The following is a 22579-nucleotide window of genomic DNA, read 5'->3' as shown; positions in this document are numbered from 1 at the left end:
CTTTTCTTTCAGCTTAGCCGTAATAGGTCTCGTTATTTGCTTCAGTCAGATATTTATCGACCTGCATTGCCGCAATAGCTCCGTCGGCGGCGGCGGTGACAACTTGCCGCAAAAATTTTTTGCGCATATCCCCGACGGCGAAAACTCCCGGGATATTGGTCTTCATGTCTTCATCCGTAATGATATATCCGTCTTCCATTTCGACTTGCCCCTCAAAGAGCCGCGTCGTCGGCACTAAGCCGATAAAGCCGAACACGCCGAAGAGCCCGTCTTCTTCATTTGCCTTGACGGTAGTGATCCCGCCCGTTTTCTTATTGCGCACCTTCATCCACTGGACTACTTCATCCCCTCCGACTTCTTCGACTACGGAATCCCAGAAGAAATTGATTTTATCGTTAGCGAAGGCTTTCTCCTGAAGCGTCGGCACGGCACGCAGCTTATCGCGGCGATGTATGATCGTTACGTGGCGGGCAAATTTCGTCAAATACAGTGCTTCCTGAACGGCGCTGTTGCCGCCGCCGACTACATATACATCGAGATCTTCAAAAAAATCCGCATCGCAAGTTGCGCAATACGAAATGCCGCGGCCCTGGTATTCGCTCTCGCCCTTACATCCGATAGGTTTGTGCGACGCTCCCGTTGCAAGAATAACGGTCTTGGCTTTATACGTGCCGTTTACGCAAACGATTTTCTTGATGCTTCCGGTTAAATGCACTTCCTTGACCGTGTCGGATATACGGTCGGCACCGAATTTTTCAACTTGCTTGCTCATACGCTCGATCAAAGTCGGTCCCGACTCCCCTTCCGGCATCTGGCCGGGGTAATTTTCAATGACATCGGTAATAGCAATCTGGCCGCCGTCCTGGGCCTTTTCAATAAGAAGAGTGGAGATACGGCTTCTGCCTGCATATATTGCAGCCGACAAGCCGGCCGGTCCTGCTCCTAAAATGATAACCTCATAGATATCTTTCATCGTAATGTGCTCCTTCGAAATAATATTCAAATGTCGGAAATGGATGGGCAGGTCTTTTATGAAGTTCCGTTCCATCCGAACGCGGCATTGTCAATCAATATATCCTGCCGCCCGTAAAACCGTTTGTGCTTCCGCCAGCTTTACTTCGGATACTCGAATTACGGGACCGGTGCACCCCATACCGCTCTCGGCGTAAATCTCCTTTTTCCAAAGCGCCTTGACAGCTTCTTCCAAATCCATGATCTCGATGCCGAAAATCTGTGCCGTAACGACCTCCGCCGGCGGTACAGCCACATCTTCCAAAGAGGCTTTAACTCGGGTCTTATATGTCTCCAACACCGTATTAAAGCCGGCTTTCTTGACGGCTGCAAATTCTTCTCGGCTTACGGCAAAAATATTTCCGCGCACCAATTCAGCAGCATAACGCACAGCACCGGCAATCAGCGGTGCTCCCGACGCGCGGGAGACGATCAGCACCAGCTTTTCATACGCCTCTCCGATGCCGGGTCCATACCCGTAGCCGAGGTATTCGAAGCTGCCGCCGGTCGTATAAGAACTCAGCATTTTGACCAGGATATTTCCTGTCAACGGATCCGTGACCAAGACGTCCGCCGCGCCCTGCAAGACATCGTTGCCGCGCAGGATGCAGCCGCCGTCAGCCCGTGACGATTCGGCAAAGTGAAGCTCATACCCTTTTTCAGCCAGTTCTTTCAATGCCTTTTCCGTCTGCCTGGCACCGTCTACATTCAAGATTCCTACCGTCGGCTTCTTGAAGCCGCAGGCCTTTGCCGTAATTATACCGTAAACGGCATTACGGATCATCCCGTCGACCCGATCCGTACTGGACGTCCCTGTCGTCGTCGCAATGAACATTTCTTTTCCTTTTGCAGGCGTAATGACACGCCCCACTGTCGAGACCCCGATAGGGAAGGGAAAGTGCATCGTAACGGCACCGTCGATCTGCCGCGCTTCCAGCATCTCTTCCATTTTCTTATGGCCGGCTTCGTCATCAGTAACGGGAATAGTGGTAACTCCTTCATGAACTGCCGTGCCGATATAATAAACATCTATATCTTCCTTAGCCGCCATGAGCGCTGCCGCCAGCGAATTTTCTTCGCCGTGTTCACCGCCCATACCGGTCAACGCAATTTTCGGTTTCGGCCCGAGTGTTCCTTTCTCCAGTCCACCGGCTATCATCATAAAAGTCCGGCCTATCGTTGTTTCTATGTTCGTTCCCATATGTGCCCCCCTATTCCGCTGTTTCTTCGGCCATGAGATTCCGGGCGAAATCCCTCATTGCTTTAGCAATCAAAGCGCGTACTTGCTCTTCCGAAACGGCATCGTTTTCTCCTTTACCGCTGTTGGGCTGGATAATAAAGGAAACGCCGTCAAACAAATCCGTCATTCTTCCAAGAAAGAGGCTGCCCTTACCGATGATCATGATACGCTTCAGTTTACCCGCCAAAATATCATCACATGCAAAGCCGATGGCCGGAACGCCTGAAGGAATATGCCCTTGTGTAGGAGCCCAGCCGACGAGGCCATGCTTTTCTGTAAATTCCGCCAGATCTTTGCGTTCCAATTCTCCGCGTTTTACGGCTAACGCGCCGATCATCTTGTAATTGGCCATAGGCACATCTCCGGCACCGGCAGGTTTAGTAATGTCGGCATTCTGCATTTCCGGTGAAAACTTGTCAATATCCGGTATCTTAAAGCCGCCGCGTTCCAGCGGTTCGGCAACGAGAGAGGTAATTACGGCCTGCGGTGATGAACCGGTTCCCACAGTGTGGCGGCCGATGATATCAAGATTGATCTCCGGACTGACCCCGTCATTTGCCGAAATGATAACGGCAAACCCGCCCAAACAATCTTCCAGGACAGGGCAGCCCTTTTTCACATGGTCCTTGCCGTTCATACCGAGTTTTGCAGTGCAGCCGCCGGCCGTGACGGCTACCGTTTTATATGCGCCGGCTTTGACCAAGGATGCTGCCGTAATCAGTGCATGTGCCGGAGCCGCACAAAAACCGCGGACATCAGCACCGGAAGCATTGCCGAGACCGGCAATCTCGGCAGCCGCCTTGGCAAAGTTGCCGCCGCCGCGCTGATTCATATCGCCGCAGCTCTCTTCGGCGCAGTCGATGACATATTCAATCTCCGCCTTGTCGATGCCGGAATTCCGCACGGCATACAAGAGAGCCAAAACGCTGGAAGCCTTGCTCATCAGATTTTCATGCATGACATGGGAAGACAGGTTGACATCAATATCATGAGCGCGTTTTACACAGCCGACAAGCTTACCGCCGCTGAACAGCGGTTCGGCGTCTTCATTGCCGACATAACCCTGTATCTCCGACAGTGCAACGCCGTCAGACACGCGGGCGGCAATGTCGGCAGTAATGATCGGATCCGCTGTGAACCGCTTTCCGGTCGCGGTCACAAAAGCCGCCTCCAGTTTGACGACGTCAAATACGTCAACTGCCTGTACCAGGAGCAGGAACTCATCCTGCGGCATGACCTCACCATAACGGCCGTACCGTTCCGCACCCGCCTTCGGCGTTTCAAAATAGGGAAAGGGCACATTCCGCAATTCTTCGGGATGACCGTTGCCGATATACACCTGATTCGGCCAATAGGCAACGGCTTCTTCATAGGAGCGGATATGCCGCGGCAAATCCTTTAAGTATTCCGAACCGGGATTAACGACCCGTTCGGTTGTCTGGGTCGTGCCGTTTTGCAGTACCATTTCCGGCGTATGAACCAACACATATCCGGTGCCTCTGATCACACTATTCATCTTGTTTTCCTCCGTCTGCCCCCTACGGGGCCCCGATTTGTTTGTATATGAACGAAATACCTGTATACCCGTTTTCGGTAAAAGGCCACGTAGTAGTTCCAAGCGTTCTGTTTCCGGAAAGGCGCTATGCCGTTCTCGGAAATAAAGCAGGGCAGTACGTGATGCCTAAACATCACTGACTGATGCTTTCATCCCCATACTGCCCTGTTACAATCATTTTATGCCGACCGTACCGACGGTAAGGCTAAAGGTATTTGCAATACTGCTCACGGATCGCGGACATCTCTTCTATAATGTCATCCACATCCAATACCATCTCCATCATACTGATCTGTTCTTCATACACAGTCGGATCTACCAATTCTTTTATTTCCGGTTCACAGATATGATACACCGAGAGTCCCAACTGGACTCCTGTCAACGGGCCTGCAAAAGTCGGATCTCCCGCCGTCACGGTTTCCGCGGCCAATCCGGCCGCTTCACCTTCGGCTGCCCCTACAATAACGACCACATTTTCCGGGCCGTATTGATCGGCAAAATCCTTTACTCTTTTCTGATTTTCCAAGTCCATTGCACCGGCGCTCGTTCAGACAAAGCATTCAGTCGAAGCAAAGACTATTTCTGCCCCTGTCGTCTGTATGCATTCCGCTATAGCCGGCCCCGGTATACCGTCACGGTCACCGATAATGACAGCTTTTTTTCCTTCAAGAATGTTCATGAAGCGAACCCTCCTCTTTTTATTTTTGCTTTATATGCAGATATTTCTATCACAAAGCCTGTTTAAATTTCTATTGATAGTACTTGAGAATCATTTTTTCGATATTCTCCGGCGTCGCATCGTCTTTCACGCATTCGGCTACCTTTTGCCCCTGCCGGTAAACGGCCATGACGGGAAGTCCCAAGACCTTCTGCGAAATAGCCAGACGGCGCGCCTTGGACGTATTGAGGGCGCAGAATTTGATCTTGTCCCCGTATTTTTCGGCAAGCTCGTGTACAGTAGGCATCAAAGCCTGGCACGGCACGCAGCCGTCACCATAAAAATCGACGAATACCGTACCTTCGGCCTGAAGCACTTCTTCTTCAAAGGTCTTCTTATCTACATCCAACATACGTAACAACTCCTTTTCAGTTATAAGCTCACAAATACGCTTTCCGATAATCAGGCTTTATTTGTCAAAAACGGTCTGTCCGTCCACTTCCGTTTCCAAGGCATGCAGCGCTTTTTCGACCAATTCCCTGCGCAGCTTCTTTTCATCATCCCGCGACAGGGCGGGATTTCCCAAAGGATGAGGGATGGCGACGGTCGGGACTATCCTGTTCGCCCCTACGGTAAGGGATATGGGCGTGATCGTGCACATATGAACGACAGGAATACCGGCACGTTCAATCTCTTTTACCATCGTTGCACCGCAACGAGTACAAGTACCTCACGTAGAGGTCAAAATGACCGCGTCAACACCGGCTTTTTTGAGCTTTCCCCCTATTTCGGCACCAAATTTTTTAGCCGAAGCGACGGCCGTCCCGTTGCCTGTCGTCGTATAAAAGGTGGGAAAGAGCTTGCCGATACGGCCTTCTTTTTCCAGATCACGCAATACATCCACCGGCAATACGCGATCCGAATCGGCATTGGCATAAGTCGGATCATAGCCTCCATGTGCCGTTTCATACGTATCGGCAGTAAGGTCGACAATGCCGGTAATATCATATTCGCCGTAATGAGAAGCGCTTGAAGCCTCAATGTGATCGGGATTTCCCTTGGGAACGATCCCTCCCGACGTTACCAGCGCTATCGTTGCCCCGGATATATTTTTTACGGCAGGCAACGGTTCTACCCTGTCAAAGGCAGGCATAGGATATTCCGTTTCAAAGTCCTTCCCGGCAAGCTTTTTTATGAGCATGATGACGGCACGCTTGGAGCCGCGCTCTTTTTCAAAGAAATTAACGCGGATCCCGTTCGGCATATATCCTTCCTGACCGGAAGCGCCGACAGGCTCGTGCCGTCCCAGCTTCAAAGCCAGTGGTGCCATTATTTGTACGGCCTTGCGCATACCGGAGGCATTATTTTTCGTCGGGCAAATATATATTTTGGTCTTAAACATGTCGGCTCCGGGATTTTCTTCATACATCCCCGTCAAAACGGGAATGCCGAGTTCCCGCCGCACCGCATCGCAGACAGTGCCGCAGGCCACGCCGTAACGGCCGGCATTGAAAGCGGGTCCGGCAATAAAGAGGGCCGCTTTTTGTTCCCGAACCATTTGTATTATTTTTTGAGTAGCCTCTTCCGCGTGTTCATTAAAATATGTATCCCCACAAATAACGGTCCCTACGATCTCCGCAGCGTCACCGAAAGCCTGCGAAAAAGCAAGTCCCGGTCCTACGGCGCCGTTTCTCAGCTCCGGCGCAAAATCCGCCATTTCTTCCCCGCCGATATTGGCGAAAAATTGATTTATATAATGTACGACTCTTAATTTTTCCATCCTATATCCGCCTCCTTCCCTAACGTGCACTCAGCGTGTTAAAGCCCAGTTCATTGGTAGCGCCGGTGAACACCTGCAGTTCGACGGTTAAGCTGCCGTCTTCATGTAATGTCTTATCGCTGGCGCCGGCAATTTTCGTCACATAATCCAGCGTTCCGATCACCTTATTCATTTTGGGTACCGTAATGAGCTGATTCGCATTGCCGCCCGTTACGACGGCATCAGCCGCAGGATCCGCATCGGCCAGAGATTGGGATCTGCCGTCACGACCGGCATATTCATCTGTAATGATGACCGTTTTTATCCCTTCGGATTCGATTTTTCTGCAATTCATGATCAGATCCGTATCGGGATTTCCAAACCCTTCCTGTGATACCAGCGCCCCGTCCAGATCGAGCATCCTGCAGAGCTTGGCTGTCCAGTCGGAAGAGCGCTGCTTATCGGCAAGATAAACATTTTCATTCGTAACGATTACGCCGACGAAATTCAGTGTCTTTCCATGCGCTTCATAAAGATCGCGGACGACGGGATTGTTCAAGTGATGATATGTCGTATTCTTATCGCAGGCCGATACACAATTGCCCGAAATAATCGCGCCGTCCATAAGTTCCGTCGGATACAGGACGGTCGGTACGATCTGCTTGGCGTCGACGCCGTAGACGTACGTATCATGCAGCAGCCCCTGACTTTGCAGCATTTGCACATAAGCCACGCGCGGCAGGCCGGGATAGGCTTTTCCGCCCTCCATAAGCGGCAGCGTTTCAAATTCCTCCGTTTCCTCCGGTACCAGGTCTTTAGCCAAATTCCCGATGTACACGGCAACCCGCAGTCCGGCGAGGCGCACGGCCTTTTCATACTCATGCCGTTCCGTACCGGCTACAGGCTCGCAAACGAGGCAGAGATTCACTAATCGGGAAAAGGGCGTATATTCCGCTCCGGGTCCCGTCATATCGATAATGCCTTCCTGGAAGCCCACAATAGGCCCGGCCGTGACTACGGCCATTCCCTTGAGCGCGTACGTTTTGCCTGCGCCTACCGTATCCACCTTGGAGATGACCCCCGGAAAGATATCGCCCTTTCCTGCCGCTTTGACACGCGGCTCGATAACGTCTTTGACCGGTGTTATCCGGACGCTTTCACCGGGTCTGGCAATGTCGACGGTAACGGCTGCCAGATTTTTGTCTTCCAAGACCAATTTTTCGACGGCACGTTTATCTACCGTTACAATGTTGCCGGCTAATTTAGATTCCTCGCCGAAGACAACATCTTTGATATGAAAATATCCCATTTCCAGCTTCATCATCATTCCTCCTCTGCTGCTGTACTCAGTGACCGAGCCGGGAAGCCGACTCAACGGCGCCGGCGATGAGTGTGAAATCGACATATTGATAATCCGCCGCCACCGCGGCCGGCACGATGCGTTCAGGATGAGTAAACGTCTCGTATGATAAAATACTGTTTTCGATCAACACCTCCGATTCGGCATCTGCGGCCGTTCCGGCAGCCGCAGCTATCATAACGGATTTATAAGGCGTCTCATTCGGCTTGATGCTGCCTGAAAGCGGATGCGTCAACAGGGCATGTCCGCTCTGTATATAAGCACGCACCTGCAAGAGTATTTCCTTATAAGAAACATCTTCATACTCGACATCGTAAACTGTACCGAACTTCTCTTTGACCAACGGATTATTGGTAATGATCCGAAATGACGCCATGCGCCCCCTCCTTTCCGATACGAATGCCCTTTGCGCAGATATAAAAAGAGCGACAAGAACACCGCATAATCCGGTTCTTCTTGTCGCTCCCTGTCAGCAATTGCCTTGAACTTCGTTCTATAATTCACTTTCAGAGTGCTGACTTTCCTGTGCTCCTTTTGCCTGAAAGTTTCGAGCAGTTCAGATAGGCGACTGCTTTTGCCTCTTCGGCGGCACACGGCTCTCTCACACAGAAAACTCTTTCGATTTTCTCTTTTCATACATAGTATATCAATCAATTTTTCTAATGTAAAGGTATTTTTTATTTACATATCCGATATGTAATTAATCTTTATAACTAATGACATATATGTGCATCTTCAGAATAATTAATAACACCCTCTCATAATTGTTATTTATTTCACTTGTAAAGATACCGTTCGGCCAAACCGGTTCTTATATGCATAAGCGGGCTGTGCTATACTATTGATAACTATAATCGCATAACCTAAGGAGATATGCTGTATGGACACGGGCTTAATACATATATACTGCGGCGACGGCAAGGGCAAGACAACTGCCGCCGTCGGTCTTACGGTTCGCTGTGCCGGCCGGGGCGGCCGCGTTCTCTTCATTCAGTTTCTCAAAGAACGTGAGACCGGCGAGCTGCGTATATTGAGCTCTTTGCCCAATGTGGAAATAAGGCGCGGCAAAGGCAGTAAAAAGTTCACCTTCCAAATGAGCGAAGCCGAACTGGCAGAAGCGAAAAAACGCCAGGAAAGCTTATTTCACGGCGCCGTCGAGACTTGCCTTCACGAAAAGCCGGACCTTCTCGTATTCGATGAAATCCTCGGCGCCTGCACTACGGAGCTTCTGGATGAAGCGGAAATTCTTTCATTTCTGCAAAATAAGCCGGTCGGGACGGAAGTCGTATTGACCGGACGCAACCCTTCAGCCGCCCTTATAGAAGCGGCAGATTACGTGTCGGAAATAAAAAAGATTAAGCATCCCTTTGACAGAAATATTCCCGCCCGCCCGGGCATTGAAGAATAAAGTAACGCAACCTTTATTTTTGCCGCTTCAATACTTCCGGCACTTCCTCTAAAGACGTGCATGTAAGCCAAGCGGTTTGTGCAACGTCCGGCGGCACTATAGCCATGTCGGCAATCCAAACGGCCCGCATGCATCCTGCCGCCGCGGCACGCAATCCGTTGGCCGAGTCTTCGAAGACGAGGGCTTCCGACGGTATAACGTCCATGCGGCTACACGCCCTGAGGAATATATCCGGTGCGGGCTTTCCCCTGTACACGTCATCACCGCTCTGCATGTAAGCGAAAGACGGCGCAAGACCGGACTTTTCCAAGAGGAGCCGCACCTGCGCTTTCGACGATGACGAAGCGACAACGCAGGGAATGTTTTCTGCCGCGGCATAGGCCAATATTTCATGAACACCTTTTTTAAGAGATATATCATGCGTACGATAATATTCTATTTGGCGATTCAATTTTTCCTCATGTAACTCGTCATAGGGAAAAGCCTCACCCAAGCTTTGCGCAAAGACGGCTCGTGCGCCGTAATCGTTCATGCCGATGACCTCCTGCAGTACCGCCTCGGAAATATGATAGCCGTGTTCCTGCCCGACACGGCGCCATATTTCAGCCGACAACGGTTCTGTATCGAAGAGAAGTCCGTCCATATCAAAGATAAACAGTTTTATCGGTACCACTGTATTGCCTCCTGAACTATATTGCTCTTCATTATATCACACGTACCGTTTACGACGTAAAAGCGGAGTCCCTTTCACAAAGGACTCCGCTTTTATGTATATATAATATATATTCATCTGCCGTCGGGCCAAAGGAGGGTAACCTCTCCTGCAGCCAGTGTGGCAGGAATCGCAATGACCCGCTGATTGGCGGACCCTCTGAAAAAGAGGCCCGGATCTTTCAGGTCTTCCTTAAAAGGCCCGTCAACGAGAACATCACACAGGGACAAGAGTTTTTTACGACTTGCGTCTTTAACCAGCTCTTCATAGACATAGCCCGAATAAACCCAAATATTCGTCTCTACGGCCTTGCGTACGGCCTTGATTACGGGGATGAGGCCTTCCGTATTTTGCATGGGTTCGCCGCCTAAGAGCGTGAGGCCCGTAATGGCCGGTTCTTTTAAATAGCCTATAATCCGTTCCGTCTCCGCGTCGGTCCAGTCCGTGCCGAAGTTCGGATTCTGATACTCCTTGTTGAAGCAGTTGAAGCAGTTGTGCGTACACCCTGTTACAAATACGGACGTCCTGATTCCCGGACCGTTGGCTATATCCATTTTCCGAATCTGTCCGTATTTCATATAAACACTCCTTAAATATGCAGCACCCGTTCTTTAATTTCCTTCGTGCGCCCTTCGTTCCAGAAATTTTCTCCCAAGTAACCGCAGGTGCGGCGAATAACGGTCAGCTTGGATTTGTCTTTGTTGCGGCAGCGGGGGCATTCCCATTCGTTGGCATCGTTCAGGACGATTTCTCCGTCAAAGCCGCATTCATGGCAATAATCGAGCTTCGTGTTAAATTCGGCATAGCTGATGTGGTCGTAAATATACTGAATCATCGTCAAAATAGCCGGCACGTTATGCGTCATATTCGGAATTTCGGCATAACTGATGCAGCCGCCGGTAGACTTGTCTTCAAATTCCGATTCAAAGGCAAATTTGTCGAATACGTTAATGTGTTCGCGCACGTCGACATGATAGCTGTTCGTGTAATACCCCTTGTCCGTTACATCTTTGATTTCGCCGAAACGGGCACGGTCTTTCTGGCAGAAACGGTGTGTCAGGCTTTCTGCAGGCGTGCCGTAGAGGGCGAAGCCGATATTCGTTTCTTCGCGCCATTTCTTGATGTGTGCGTTGAAGTCGTCCATGACGCGGTGGGCAAAACGCTTTCCTTCAGGCGCCGTATGCGATACGCCCTTGGTCAGAAGCGTCGCTTCATACATGCCGATATAGCCGAGGGACAATGTCGCATAGCCGCCGTACATGAATTTTTCCACCGTTTCGCCCGGCTTCAGACGCGTAATGGCGCCGTACTGCCAATGAATGGGCGATACGTCGGACGTGATTTTCTTTAAGAGTTCAACGCGCAGCAGGAGCGCTTTCTTGCAAAGCTCCAACCGCTTGTGCAGGATTTGGAAGAATTTTTCTTCGTCCCCGTCGGCAAGGATACCGATTTGCGGCAAGTTCAGAGAGACGACGCCCATGTTGAAGCGGCCATCAAACTTGTAGTTGCCTTTTTCGTCCTTCCAAGGACTCAGGAAGGAGCGGCACCCCATGGGACTGAACACGTTGCCTTCATAGCTTTCGCGCATCTTCTTGGCTGAAATGTAGTCCGGATACATGCGCTTGGACGTGCATTCCGCTGCAAGCTCCGTCAAGTAATAGTAAGGCGAGTCTTCGTGAACGTTGTGTTCGTCCAGGACGTAAATCAATTTCGGAAAGGCCGGCGTCACGTATACGTTTGCTTCATTTTTAATGCCCTGAATGCGTTGACGCAGGATTTCCTCGTCAATGAGAGCCGCTTCCCTGGCGTATTCGTAGTCGGGCTTAAAATACATGAAGAGCGTAACGAAAGGCGCCTGACCGTTCGTCGTCATAAGCGTATTAATCTGATATTGAATGGTCTGAATGCCGTCTTTAATTTCCTTTTTGACGCGTTTCCAGGCAATTTCTTCGGCCTTTTCCATATCCGGCTCAATACCGTATACTTCACGCTGTTCTTCTACAACGGCTTCTATGTATTTCTCGAAGGATTTCCGCACGTACGGCGCCAAAATACGGTCAATGCCGTTAATGGACTGGCCGCCGTACTGACCGCTGGCGACTTGAGCGATGATCTGCGTCGTCACGGTGCAGGCAACCTGAAAGGACCGGGGTGTGTCGATTTTCTTACCGTTAATAACGGTCCCGTTGGCGAGCATGTCTTCCAAATTGATGAGGCAACAGTTGAACATGGGCTGAATGATATAGTCCATGTCATGGAAATGGATGGCACCGCTGTCATGAGCCTGGACGATGTCCGCAGGAATTAATTTGCGGCGCGCAATATCCTTCGATATTTCGCCGGCAATGAGGTCGCGCTGCGTCGAAACGACGTGGCCGTTCTTATTGGAGTTTTCGTCGAGGACGTCAAAATTCGTGTTGTCCAGGAGGCCGAAGACGTCCGAGTCGGTCGTGTTCGTCTGCCGCTTAAAGGCCTGAATGGTCTTATAGTTTTCATAGGCTCTCGCCGTAGCCGGGTTATTGGCCTGAATAAGGCGATAATACACTTGATCTTCAATAGCGTAAATCGTCATTTCCTTATGCATTTCCGCAGCATATACCTCAATTTCCCGGGCAATACGCTCGGCCTGGCCTTCTTCATAAACACCGCTGCTGCTGTTCATCGCTTTTTCAATAGCACCGGCTATTTTCGAGCGATCAAAAGGAACTTTCGTACCGTCGCGTTTGATTACTTCCAACATGGTTCTTCCTCCACACAAAATATAGTAGTTTATATAGAAGGCCGATGGTTATCTATACCATATGTGCCGTTTCCTGCGAACTGAGGATATGAGTATGATACTACTACTTGTAGTGCGTGTCAACCGTTATCTACTATATAATGTCCATGTATACAAAATTGTCATATAGACTTCACTTCAATCAATATGAAGAATATCGCGCACGACGGCGCCGGCCATGAGCATGCCCGCAACGGACGGCACAAAGGACACACTGCCCGGCAAGGGATGACCTGCTCCTTCCGTTTTCTCCCGCACTACAGGTTTTTCCGTTGAATAGACAACCTTGATCCTGCCGAGTCCTTTTCGGCGCAATCTCTTTCGCATAATACGGGCCAAGGGATCGACTGACGTATTTTCGATATAATCGAGCGTAAATAATTCGGGATGCAGTTTATTGCCCGCCCCCATGGAAGAGATGACGGGAATGCCCGCCCTGCGGGCCTCTTCAATGATGCCCACCTTGGCGGCCACCGTATCGACGGCATCGACGATGTAATCCGGCCGGCAAGCGGCAATAAAATCGTCTCCCGTGCCGGGCAGATAAAAACGGCAATGCGTTTCTACGCAAATGTCCGGATTAATGGCGCGCACCCGCTCGGCCATGACGTCCGTCTTTTTTTGTCCCACCGTGTCGGCAAGAGCGCCGAGCTGCCGGTTTACGTTGGACGTATCGTACGCATCGCCATCTACGAGAATGAGCCGTCCTACACCGACGCGTGCCAGGGCTTCTACCGTAAAGGAGCCGACACCGCCGAGGCCGAAGACGAGAACCGCCGAATTTTCCAGTGTCCGCACGCCGTCAGAGCCGAGCAAGAGCTCCGTTCTCGCCGTATATGCCTTATTCATCACTTACTCCGCCGGCACGACTTCGAGCCAGTATCCGTCAGGGTCAATGATAAAATAAATGCCCATGGCCGCGTTTTCATAGACGACGCAGCCCATTTCCTTGTGCTTGGCCAGAGCCGCTTCCATGTCGGCGACGGCAAAGGCCGTATGAAACTCGTTTTCTCCCAAATTATACGGTTCTTTCCTCTCTTTGAGCCACGTCAATTCCAAGCGGAAGTCCGTAACACCGTCGCCCAAGTAAACAATGGTAAAATCGTCGCCGCCGTCAATACGGTCCACTTCCCTAAGACCGAGGGCATCCCTGTAAAAATCGAGACTTCGCCGTAAATCAAGAACATTGAAATTCGTATGTGCAAAAGTAAACTGCATGTCCGTCACTCCTCATCAAGATTTCAGTATTACAATATTTCAAAAGCCGCCTTGCTGCCGCGCTCCGTCTTGGTCACGACGAGGCGCGTCGTAATCCGTTCCTTCAGTTCGGGAACGTGCGAAATGATGCCTACAAGGCGTCCGCTCTCTTTGAGCTGCACAAGAACGTTCAAGGCAAAATCCAGTGTTTCACTGTCCAGGGTACCGAAGCCTTCGTCAATGAATATGGTATCCAAATGAATGCCGCCGGAATAAGCCTGTACCACGTCGGCAAGGCCCAGGGCGAGAGCCATGGACGCGAGAAAGCTTTCGCCGCCCGACAAGGTATTGGCCGGCCGGGCATAGCCCGTATACTGATCGAATACTTCTATGTCCAAGCCGATTTTCCGTACCCGTTTATCGTCCCACGAGTGCGAACGCTGCAGAGAGTAGCGGTTGCGGCTCATCGTTACAAGGCGCAGGTTGGCGGCCTGCAGGACTTCATCTAAGAGGGCACCGAGTACATAGCGCTCAAAACTGACGCCGCTCCGCTCGCCCGATACGAGGTCGTACAGGTTGCCCACCGTCTTATAGGCGGCCGCCAGCTCGACCTGTTCCGCCTGCCAAGCGGCAAGACGTTTTTCCAGCTTGCCCAGATCGTCTTCCCGCGCTTTGACCCGTTCCACCTCACCGGTCAATACCTTGCAGCGCAGATTGCGTGCATTAAGCTCTCCTTCGCAGACCGTCATGTCGGGCCGAACCTGCCCTTCCGTGAATTTGACTTCATTGGCGACCATCCCCTCCAGACGGTGCAGTTCCCGCTTATAGGCGTCATAAATTTCCTGCTCCGCCGCAATACGGTCTTCTTCCTGCCAAAAGCCCCGGCATTCCGTCAGAGACGCAAACCCTGCGGCAACGACGCGTTCTTTCAGGGCCGTCTGATCTTCGCCGTACCGCTTACGCAGTTGAACGACGTGCCCTTCGAGCTCCCTATACTTGCCTTCATCGGCGGCAACGGTTTTTTCGCCCTGCCGTACGGTTTCTTCCAAAGCCTTTACGGCTTCGTCATAGTCCTTTACGGCCTGCTGCAGAAAAGCCCGACGTTCTTTTGCCGCCACTTCGTCCCTATAGGCTGCAGGAATATCCTTCTGCAGCTGCGCTGCGACGCTGCGCGCCGCAACAACGTCCCGGTTTTTCCCGTCTCGTGCCGCCTTTTGCGCGTCAATCCGTTTTTCGCCTTCCCTTACGGCTGCTTCCGCCTCACTTATACGCTGCAGCAGTTTTTCATAACGGACCGCCTTTTCTTGAGCCGCCGCATGGTCTTTTTTAGCCGCATCAAGCCGCTTTTTCCAATCCTCCGCCGTTCCGTCTCCGGGCAGGCGCTCGCGCAGTACCTTGTATGCGTCTTCCTTCGCTCTGCATTCGGCCTGCGCCTCCGTATATGCCATAACGGTGCCGTTTCGCTTTGCCTCCGCCTCTTTGGCCTCTTTTTCGGCGCCTTCCACATCCGCCTGCATCGGTATGTCGTCCGTCATGCAGGCCGGCTTGGGATGTGTCGTCGAACCGCAGACCGGGCAGGGCAGGTTTTCCTCCAATTCCTGCGCCAACCGCGCCGCCTGGCCCTGCAGGAAGGCAATACGCATTTTTTTATGAATCCGTTCTTTTTCAGCAGCCGCCGCTGCCGCCGGCTCGACCTCTGCGGCCAGCCGACTGCACCTTGCCGTGCATTCGGCAATTTCCTGCTGCAGCCGGCCCGCTTCTTCTTCACCTCTCACCCGTTCGGCAAGAGTATCCGCCAAATTGGCCGCCTTTTCCGCTTCCGCCGCGGCGCTGCGGCAGGTATCCGCTTCCTTGCGCAGCTTGTCTAGATCTTCCCGGGCGGCGTCGAAGGCGGTCTTTTCTTTTTCATATTCCCTTTCGGCAGCTGCCGCAAGAATTTCCGCTTTTCGGACAGTCTCCGCCTTTACCTTGAAATCCCGAATCTTCGGCAAAAGCAGGTCCAGCTCCGTTTGTTCCCTGTGCCGCCGGTTTCGCTCTTCCTCCCGTGCCCGAAGGTTTGCCAGAGCGGCCTTATCCCTTTCCAGTCCGCTCTTGGCTTCGGCAGTGTGCTTTGCCAAGGCGTCGAGATCTCCTTTTTTTTCCTGCCCTTCCCGCTTCAGTTCTTTCAAGGTCTTAAAGGGTTCCGCAAACAAAGCGGCCTGCCGCAACCGTTCTATATAGACGCGGCGACGTTCCATTTCGTCGCCCTTTTCCTTTAACTGCTGCAGTGTTTGTCGGTGCCCGTCGAGATTGACAAAATGTTCCGCCAAGGTCCGCGCGGTCTGCACGATCTTTTCGTAAGCGTCCCGTTCCGTTTCGGCCGTCTTCAATTCACCTTCCAGCCGCTTTCGCGCGCAGCGGCTTTTTTCCTTTTCCGGCGCGACCGCAGCTTCCGTTTCGAGCTCCGCCGCCGCCAAGGCCTGGGCAACGCGCGCCTTTCGTTCGCTGTCAGCCTGCTCCAGGTTGTTGCGGCGCTGCCTCAGCTTCTCCTGAAAGCGCTCGTATTTCTGCGTTTGAAAGAGGGTCTGCATGATCTTTTGCCGGTCGGCTGACGAGGCGAGGAGGAGCTTTCTGAAATCACCTTGCGGCAAGAGGACGACCTGTCGGAACTGTCTCGACTCAAAGCCCAAAAGCCGCTCCACTTCGTGCGTCACGTTCTTTGCAGTAATGACGCGAATATCCCTGCCGTCACCGTCCGTCTCATATAGAGCCGCCGCAGCCGGCATCCTGCGCATTCCTTCGCCGCGCTTTTTGGCCACTTCCTGCTCGGGCTGCCGCTCGACGCGGTAGCACTTTTCACCGACGGCAAAGCGGAAAGACACGCTCGTCACTTCCTGCGGCGACGCGTATTCACTGCGCATGTGGGCACCCGTGCGCACACCGCTCGTATCGTTGTAGAGAGCGTAGCACATGGCGTCGAGGACGGTCGTCTTGCCCGCTCCCGTAGGGCCGCAAATGAGAAAGAGCGAACGGTCCTCAAGCAAACGGAAATCCAGTGCTTCCCGTCCTGCATAAGGACCGAAAGAATTTATTTCCAAGTATAAGGGTCTCATTATCTTTCCCCCTCTTCTTTTTCCATTTCGGTCCATACCTCCCGGGCCAGATCGCCTTCAGCCTTTGTCAGGGACGCGTCGGGGCGCATGGCGGCGGCAAAACGGGCAAAGAGCTCTTCGTCCGTATGCGAGCGCAGCCGCGCCGTCCGTTCGCTGTCCGTTACTGCCGCCTGACGGCGCGGCATTTCCATGGCCAGGACGTGAGGGTATTTTTTACGGGCCCGATTCATGCCGTCGAGAACGGGCTCTTTATCTTCCAGCCGCAAGAGAATATAATCATCCGCATTGTCTTCAGGCGCCGCCATGAGATCGTCAAAAAATCCCGTAAGGATGCGTACATCCCGCTTCGGTGCGAGAGGCAAGAATGTGGTCTCCACCTGTCCTTCACCGTCCATATCGACGAGGACGACGCCCTTTTTCTGCGCCGCTTCACTGAAAGAATACTTCATGAGACTGCCCGAATAGCGCACTTCAGGGCAGCCGATTTGCTGCGGTCCGTGCAGGTGACCCAAAGCCGCATACGTAAAAGGCGCAAATATTCGGGCACTCACGCTGTCGGAACCGCCTACGGAAAGTGGCCGCTCCGAATCGGAACCCGTACCGCCGGCCACGAAGGCATGAGCGACGGCAATGCTGCGCCTGCCCGGCAAGAGACCCGGGCATTGGGCATTGCGCAGGACGATGAGGGCACTTTCATGGTCGCACACGTCCGGATTATTATAGTAAAGACGTACCTTCGCCGGGTCCGCAAAGGGCAGAAGAACGATGTCTACGGGGCCGAAGGCGTCGCTCATTTCAACGGGTCCCGCAAGGCTGCGCAAGTCACCGGCAACATAGAATTTCTCCGTTTCCAAAAGCCTGCTGCCGAAGGACAGTCGCTGCGCACTGTCGTGGTTTCCGGCAATGACGAAAAAAGGCAACCCCAAGTCCTTGACTATTTTTGTCGCCACTTCATCAAAGAGTTCTACCGCCTCAACAGGCGGCAAGCTCCGGTCATAGACGTCACCGGCGAGAACGACCGCGTCCGGTTTATATTCCGCCAGAAGCGGTAAAAACTGTTCTGCAAGAACGGCCCTCTGATCGCCCGTCAGGTAGTCTCCGTAAAACATCTTTCCCAAATGCCAGTCCGCCGTGTGTATAATTCGCATAGTATCTCTTCTCTCCTGCCGCATAAGCCGATTGTATTTCTCTACAAATTATAACATAGGCCGGGCGGCAAAAGGAGCCGTAAGAGGCGATTCTCTCACGGCTCCTTTCGGGGGCGCAATCAAGCTTGCAATTTCTTTTCGCGACAGTCGGGACAAATGCCCGTAAAGGCAACGCCTACGGAATCAACCGTAAATCCCGTCTTGTCGGCAGCTTCCCGAATCAGTGTTTCCTGATCGAGAGGCACGTCGGCTACGCGATTACATTCGGTGCAGCGAATGTGCGCGTGCGGTGTCGTGTTGCAATCATACCGATGCGCGTCTTCACCGCATTGCAGCATCTTGACGACACCGATCTTCGCGAAGATTTCCATCGTCTTGTACACCGTAGCCAAGCTCATGGAAGGATACTGAGGCTGCAACTCTCTGTAAATAACCTCCGCATTCGGATGGGTCTGATTATGCTCGATTACCGCATAGACGGCAAGCCGCTGCGGTGTAACCTTATAGCCGTGCTGCCGTAAGACTTCAGCAATATCCATAATCGCCACCCTCCCTTCTGGTTTCATGGTTTTTCTACTGCATTTTTTCTTAGGGCAGTAAAACACTTCTTAAATTGTAACCGTTATTAATAATTTTTTCAATAGTTTATTGAAAATTTTTACCAACATAAACGGAAAGCTTCCTTCAATTGACGTAATGCCTCTTTCCACGCATAATAAGGATTACGGAAAGGAGATTGTCATGACAGAAGAACAAATCATACGGTACATAGCGGAAAACTTGAAGATTCGCCCCAAGCAGGTACAGGCGGCCTTGGACCTGCTGCAGACAAGCAACACAATCCCCTTCATTGCACGCTACCGAAAAGAAGCGACGGGCGGCCTCGACGAAGTACAATTGCGAGATATTCAGGAGCGGTTCGAGTACGAACAAATGCTCTCGGCCCGTAAAGAAGCCATAGAACAGTCCGTTCGCGAACAGGGCCTTTGGACGGACGAGTTGGAGGCAGCACTGGCAAAGACGACACGCCTGCAGGAAGCGGAAGACATTTATCTCCCTTACAGGCCGAAGAAGCGGACAAAGGCCTCTATTGCGCGCGACGCCGGTCTGGAACCTTTGGCCGATCTTTTCACGGCACAGGACGGACGCGGCGAAAATCCGGAAACGGCGGCGGCAGCCTACGTAAACGACGACGTGCCCACTGCGCCCGACGCCGTCCGGGGTGCAGCCTGTATCATTGCGGAACGCCTCTCCGAATCGGCCGGTTATCGGAAATCGCTGCGCGAGAAATTATGGCAGTCGGCAGTCCTCGAATGCACGCTTGCAGCGGATGAAAAAGAGAGCGGCCCCTTTTTGACGTACGGCGACTTTAAGGAGCGCATCGCCACCTTGCCGAGCCACCGTATTTTGGCCGTTAACCGCGGCGAAGCTCAAAAAATTCTAAAGGTCACACTCCGCGCCGACCACGATATGTATATACGTATGCTGGCAAATACGATCGTCACGGGACCGTCGCCATACGAACAAATCCTTACTGACGCGGCGGCGGACAGTTATAAGCGCCTCATCTTCCCGCAGCTGGAGCGGGAAATCCGCAATGACCTTACGGCGAAGGCGGAAAAGCAGGCCATTTCGGTCTTCTCCGAAAATCTGCGCAGTCTCCTCTTACAGCCGCCCTTCCCGAAGCACGTCATACTCGGCCTCGACCCCGGTTACCGCACGGGTTGCAAGGCGGCGGTCATCGACACGACGGGTGCAGTCCTCGCCTACGGGACCTATCACCTGACGGGCTCGGCCAGGCAGAAGGAAGATGCTGCCAAGGTGATTACGAATCTTATCAGGAAATACGGCGTCACCCTTATTTCCATCGGCAACGGTACGGCCTCGTATGAGACGGAGCAGTTTACAGCCGCCCTCATTGCGGACAACAAGCTGAAATGCTCCTATATCATTGCCAACGAATCGGGCGCATCCGTCTATTCCGCCTCCGACTTGGCGCGGGAGGAGCTGCCCGATTTGGACGTGACAATCCGCGGCGCCGTCTCCATTGCCCGGCGTATACAGGATCCTCTGGCGGAATCCGTCAAAATCGACCCGAAGTCCATCGGCGTCGGCCAGTACCAACATGACGTGAATCAGAAAAATCTTTCCGCCGCCTTGGACTCGGTCATAGAATCTGTCGTAAACCGAGTCGGTGTCGACCTGAATACGGCTTCGCCGGCACTGCTGCAGCACATAGCGGGACTCTCGGCAGCAACGGCGGGCAATATCGTCGCCTACAGAAATGACAACGGCCCCTTCCACAGCCGCGAAGAACTGCGCGCCGTCAATCGTCTGGGACCGGCAACGTATACCCAGTGCGCCGGCTTCCTGCGCATTAAAGACGGCACGAATCCGCTTGATAATACGGCCGTTCACCCCGAATCCTACTCATTGGCGGAAAAAATCATCGCGGCCTACGGATTTAAACTGAAAGACATGAAAATTAAAAGCAAGTTGGAAGAACTGCGCGGCAAGCTGCAAATGAATGCGGCACCCAAGCTGGCAAAAGCGCTCTCCGCCGGCGAGCCGACAATTCGCGATATCCTTGAAGAGCTGCGTAAGCCGGGGCAGGATATTCGCGACGATATGCCGCAGCCGCTGACGCGCAAGAAACCGCTTTCTCTCGATGAACTTCAAGTGGGGACAATCGTCAAGGGAACCGTACAGAACGTCGTCGACTTCGGGGCCTTCGTCGATTTCGGATTGAAGACGACAGGTCTCGTTCACCGCTCCGAACTGTGCAGCCATCCCTTCGGTCATCCGCTGGATGTCGTGCACGTCGGCGAAATCGTGGAAGCCGTCATCATTTCCGTAGATGCCGAGCGTAACCGCATCGGCCTTTCACTCAAACAGGTAAAAAATAAAACACCCGGTCCTGCGTAACAGGAAATGATTTTTTAGACTGAAGAAAAATTTGACAGGCAAAAAAAGTCATGCTAGACTTACGTCAATAACTTGATACGTTGGCGATGAAGAGAAGAGTACATGAAAAGGATTGTCCCAGAGAGCTTCCGTTTCGGTGCGAGGAAGCACATGAGTGTTCATGAAAAATGGCCTCCGAGCCGGTAAGCCAAATAATTAAGCTGCCCGGGCACACCCGTTACAGTGTTAGAGTATTCAGGGCATATTGCCTGCGTACTTGAAGAGGCGCTGGCCGCGAGGCAGGCGTGAAACAGGGTGGTAACACGGTACTTCCGTCCCATATGGGGCGGAAGTTTTTTTATTACGACGCTATCAAGATGAGTTTAATTTATTTATTTTCAGGAGGGACAGACAATGAGCAAAAACACGAAGAATTACAAATTTGAAACATTGCAGCAGCACGCAGGCCAAACGCCGGACCCCGCAACGGGAGCACGGGCCGTACCTATTTACCAGACGACATCGTACGTATTTAAGGACACGCAGGACGGCGAGGACCAGTTCGCCCTTCGTCAGCCGGGCTACATTTACTCCCGCCTCGCCAACCCGACTCAGGAAGTCCTAGAAAAACGCATTGCCGCCCTCGAAGGCGGCACGGCTGCCCTGGCGACGGCCAGCGGTGCAGCGGCCATTTCCCTGTCCGTCTTAAACCTTGCCGGCGCAGGTGATGAAATTGCGGCAGCCCCCACACTGTACGGCGGTACGGTGGAGCTCTTTACGGAGACCTTCCGCCATCTCGGCATTACGACGAAGTTCTTCAACCCGGATGATCCCGAAACGCTGAAAGCGGTTATTGCGGATAAAACGAAACTCGTCTTCATTGAAAGCCTGGGCAATCCGGCCATCAATATTCCCGACTTTGAAGTGATCGCGGACATTGCGCACAAGGCGGGCCTGCCGGTCTTTGTGGACAATACCTTCGCTACGCCCTACCTTTTCCGGCCCCTGGAACACGGCTGCGATGTGGTTCTTCACTCGGCGACAAAGTTTATCGGCGGCCACGGCACGACTTTGGGCGGTCTCATCGTGGAAAGCGGCACTTTCAACTGGGCCGGCTCCGGCCGCTTCGCTCCTCTCGCATCGCCGGATGCGTCATACGGCGGCATCAACTTTGCCAAGGACGTGCCGGGCGCGGCCTTCGTGACCCGCATTCGCGCCAAGGGCCTGCGCGACCTGGGCCCGTCGATCAGCCCCTTTAACGCATGGCTCCTCCTGCAGGGTACGGAAACCTTATCGCTCCGCGTGGAGCGCCACGTAAGCAACGCACAGAAATTGGCGGTATACCTCGAAAATCACCCGAAGGTGGCTGCCGTTCATTATCCGTTCCTGGCATCCTCGCCGTATCACAAGCTCGCGGAAAAATACTTCCCCGAGGGAACGGGCTCCATCTTCTCGTTCGAGCTTAAGGACGGCTTCCGCGCGGCGCGCGCCTTCATCGACAGGACGGAAATCTTTTCGGACCTTGCCAACGTGGGCGACTCTAAGTCCCTCCTCGTCCACCCGGCTTCGACGACACACCAGCAGCTTGACGCTGCGGTACAAAAGGCAGCCGGTATTACGGCCGGTACGGTGCGTGTCTCCGTGGGCCTGGAAAACGCGGACGATCTCCTGGCCGACGCGGAACAGGCACTGGCACAAATCTAAACTCGCCTCTGCTCCGCTTCCTATATACCGGAGCGGAAAGAACCGGGCACTC

19 protein-coding genes, 1 riboswitch and 1 other annotated feature are annotated in these 22579 nt (G+C 52.8%); of the genes, 3 read left to right on the top strand and 16 right to left on the bottom strand.

All coding sequences use genetic code 11. From position 1 onward, the window contains the following. Positions 1–13: 13 nt before the first annotated feature. The 8 genes from trxB to BQ2674_RS00735 all read right to left on the bottom strand — a co-directional run bounded on the left by trxB (position 14) and on the right by BQ2674_RS00735 (position 7959). Positions 14–973, bottom strand: a complete 960-nt coding sequence (trxB, locus tag BQ2674_RS00780) for a thioredoxin-disulfide reductase (RefSeq protein ID WP_075573312.1) — start codon at positions 971–973, stop codon at positions 14–16. A gap of 90 nt (positions 974–1063) precedes the next feature. Beyond that, on the bottom strand, positions 1064–2212 hold the full coding sequence (grdD, locus tag BQ2674_RS00775) for a glycine/sarcosine/betaine reductase complex component C subunit alpha (protein ID WP_075571988.1): 1149 nt from the start codon (positions 2210–2212) through the stop codon (positions 1064–1066). 10 nt (positions 2213–2222) lie between these two features. Continuing rightward, a complete protein-coding gene (gene grdC, locus BQ2674_RS00770; RefSeq protein ID WP_075571987.1) occupies positions 2223–3767 on the bottom strand; it encodes a glycine/sarcosine/betaine reductase complex component C subunit beta in 1545 nt (514 codons plus the stop codon). 244 nt (positions 3768–4011) lie between these two features. Next, positions 4012–4485, bottom strand: coding sequence for a glycine/sarcosine/betaine reductase complex selenoprotein A (grdA, locus tag BQ2674_RS00765; protein ID WP_083222278.1), 474 nt, complete (start codon positions 4483–4485; stop codon positions 4012–4014). Between the two features lie 70 nt (positions 4486–4555). After that, entirely contained in the window at positions 4556–4876 is a 321-nt protein-coding gene (gene trxA / locus BQ2674_RS00755) for a thioredoxin TrxA (RefSeq protein ID WP_075571984.1), read from the bottom strand. A gap of 57 nt (positions 4877–4933) precedes the next feature. Continuing rightward, positions 4934–6244, bottom strand: coding sequence for a glycine reductase complex selenoprotein B (gene grdB, locus BQ2674_RS00745; RefSeq protein WP_083222277.1), 1311 nt, complete (start codon positions 6242–6244; stop codon positions 4934–4936). A gap of 19 nt (positions 6245–6263) precedes the next feature. Further along, on the bottom strand, positions 6264–7550 hold the full coding sequence (locus tag BQ2674_RS00740) for a glycine/sarcosine/betaine reductase component B subunit (RefSeq protein WP_205407598.1): 1287 nt from the start codon (positions 7548–7550) through the stop codon (positions 6264–6266). Positions 7551–7569: 19 nt separating this feature from the next. Beyond that, the gene (locus BQ2674_RS00735) at positions 7570–7959 is read right to left on the bottom strand and encodes a GrdX family protein (protein WP_075571980.1); all 390 of its coding nucleotides are present in this window, start codon (positions 7957–7959) and stop codon (positions 7570–7572) included. Between the two features lie 140 nt (positions 7960–8099). After that, a riboswitch (glycine riboswitch) is annotated at positions 8100–8199 on the bottom strand. A gap of 264 nt (positions 8200–8463) precedes the next feature. Here BQ2674_RS00735 and BQ2674_RS00730 point away from each other — a divergent pair. After that, positions 8464–8991, top strand: a complete 528-nt coding sequence (locus BQ2674_RS00730; RefSeq protein ID WP_075571979.1) for a cob(I)yrinic acid a,c-diamide adenosyltransferase — start codon at positions 8464–8466, stop codon at positions 8989–8991. Positions 8992–9004: 13 nt separating this feature from the next. On the opposite strand, the gene BQ2674_RS00725 is transcribed toward BQ2674_RS00730, so the two are convergent. The 8 genes from BQ2674_RS00725 to BQ2674_RS00690 all read right to left on the bottom strand — a co-directional run bounded on the left by BQ2674_RS00725 (position 9005) and on the right by BQ2674_RS00690 (position 18458). After that, a complete protein-coding gene (locus BQ2674_RS00725; RefSeq protein WP_083222276.1) occupies positions 9005–9664 on the bottom strand; it encodes an HAD family hydrolase in 660 nt (219 codons plus the stop codon). Positions 9665–9777: 113 nt separating this feature from the next. Continuing rightward, positions 9778–10281, bottom strand: coding sequence for an anaerobic ribonucleoside-triphosphate reductase activating protein (nrdG, locus tag BQ2674_RS00720; protein WP_075571978.1), 504 nt, complete (start codon positions 10279–10281; stop codon positions 9778–9780). A gap of 11 nt (positions 10282–10292) precedes the next feature. Beyond that, the gene (nrdD, locus tag BQ2674_RS00715) at positions 10293–12443 is read right to left on the bottom strand and encodes an anaerobic ribonucleoside-triphosphate reductase (RefSeq protein WP_075571977.1); all 2151 of its coding nucleotides are present in this window, start codon (positions 12441–12443) and stop codon (positions 10293–10295) included. 177 nt (positions 12444–12620) lie between these two features. Further along, positions 12621–13331, bottom strand: coding sequence for a tRNA threonylcarbamoyladenosine dehydratase (locus BQ2674_RS00710; RefSeq protein ID WP_075571976.1), 711 nt, complete (start codon positions 13329–13331; stop codon positions 12621–12623). A gap of 3 nt (positions 13332–13334) precedes the next feature. Then, entirely contained in the window at positions 13335–13700 is a 366-nt protein-coding gene (locus BQ2674_RS00705) for a VOC family protein (protein WP_075571975.1), read from the bottom strand. Positions 13701–13729: 29 nt separating this feature from the next. Then, complete coding sequence (locus BQ2674_RS00700; protein ID WP_075571974.1) at positions 13730–16771, bottom strand: AAA family ATPase; 3042 nt, start codon at positions 16769–16771, stop codon at positions 13730–13732. Further along, positions 16771–17919, bottom strand: a complete 1149-nt coding sequence (locus BQ2674_RS00695) for an exonuclease SbcCD subunit D (protein WP_075571973.1) — start codon at positions 17917–17919, stop codon at positions 16771–16773. Before BQ2674_RS00695 ends, BQ2674_RS00700 begins: the two co-directional genes overlap by 1 nt. 119 nt (positions 17920–18038) lie before the next feature. Then, positions 18039–18458 (bottom strand): Fur family transcriptional regulator, encoded by a 420-nt coding sequence (locus tag BQ2674_RS00690; protein WP_075571972.1) that lies wholly within the window; start codon positions 18456–18458, stop codon positions 18039–18041. Between the two features lie 202 nt (positions 18459–18660). Between BQ2674_RS00690 and BQ2674_RS00685 the strand changes: the two genes are divergently transcribed. After that, complete coding sequence (locus BQ2674_RS00685) at positions 18661–20844, top strand: Tex family protein (protein WP_075571971.1); 2184 nt, start codon at positions 18661–18663, stop codon at positions 20842–20844. A gap of 77 nt (positions 20845–20921) precedes the next feature. Next, positions 20922–21166 (top strand) — a binding site (T-box leader). 71 nt (positions 21167–21237) lie between these two features. After that, the gene (locus BQ2674_RS00680) at positions 21238–22527 is read left to right on the top strand and encodes an O-acetylhomoserine aminocarboxypropyltransferase/cysteine synthase family protein (protein ID WP_075571970.1); all 1290 of its coding nucleotides are present in this window, start codon (positions 21238–21240) and stop codon (positions 22525–22527) included. The last annotated feature ends 52 nt before the right edge of the window (positions 22528–22579 follow it).

Origin of the sequence: Megasphaera coli (assembly GCF_900095855.1) — a bacterium.
Lineage (GTDB): Bacteria > Bacillota > Negativicutes > Veillonellales > Megasphaeraceae > Megasphaera > Megasphaera massiliensis_A.
The sequence above is the reverse complement of the archived record's forward strand: the minus strand, read 5'-3'. Positions and strand labels throughout refer to the sequence as shown.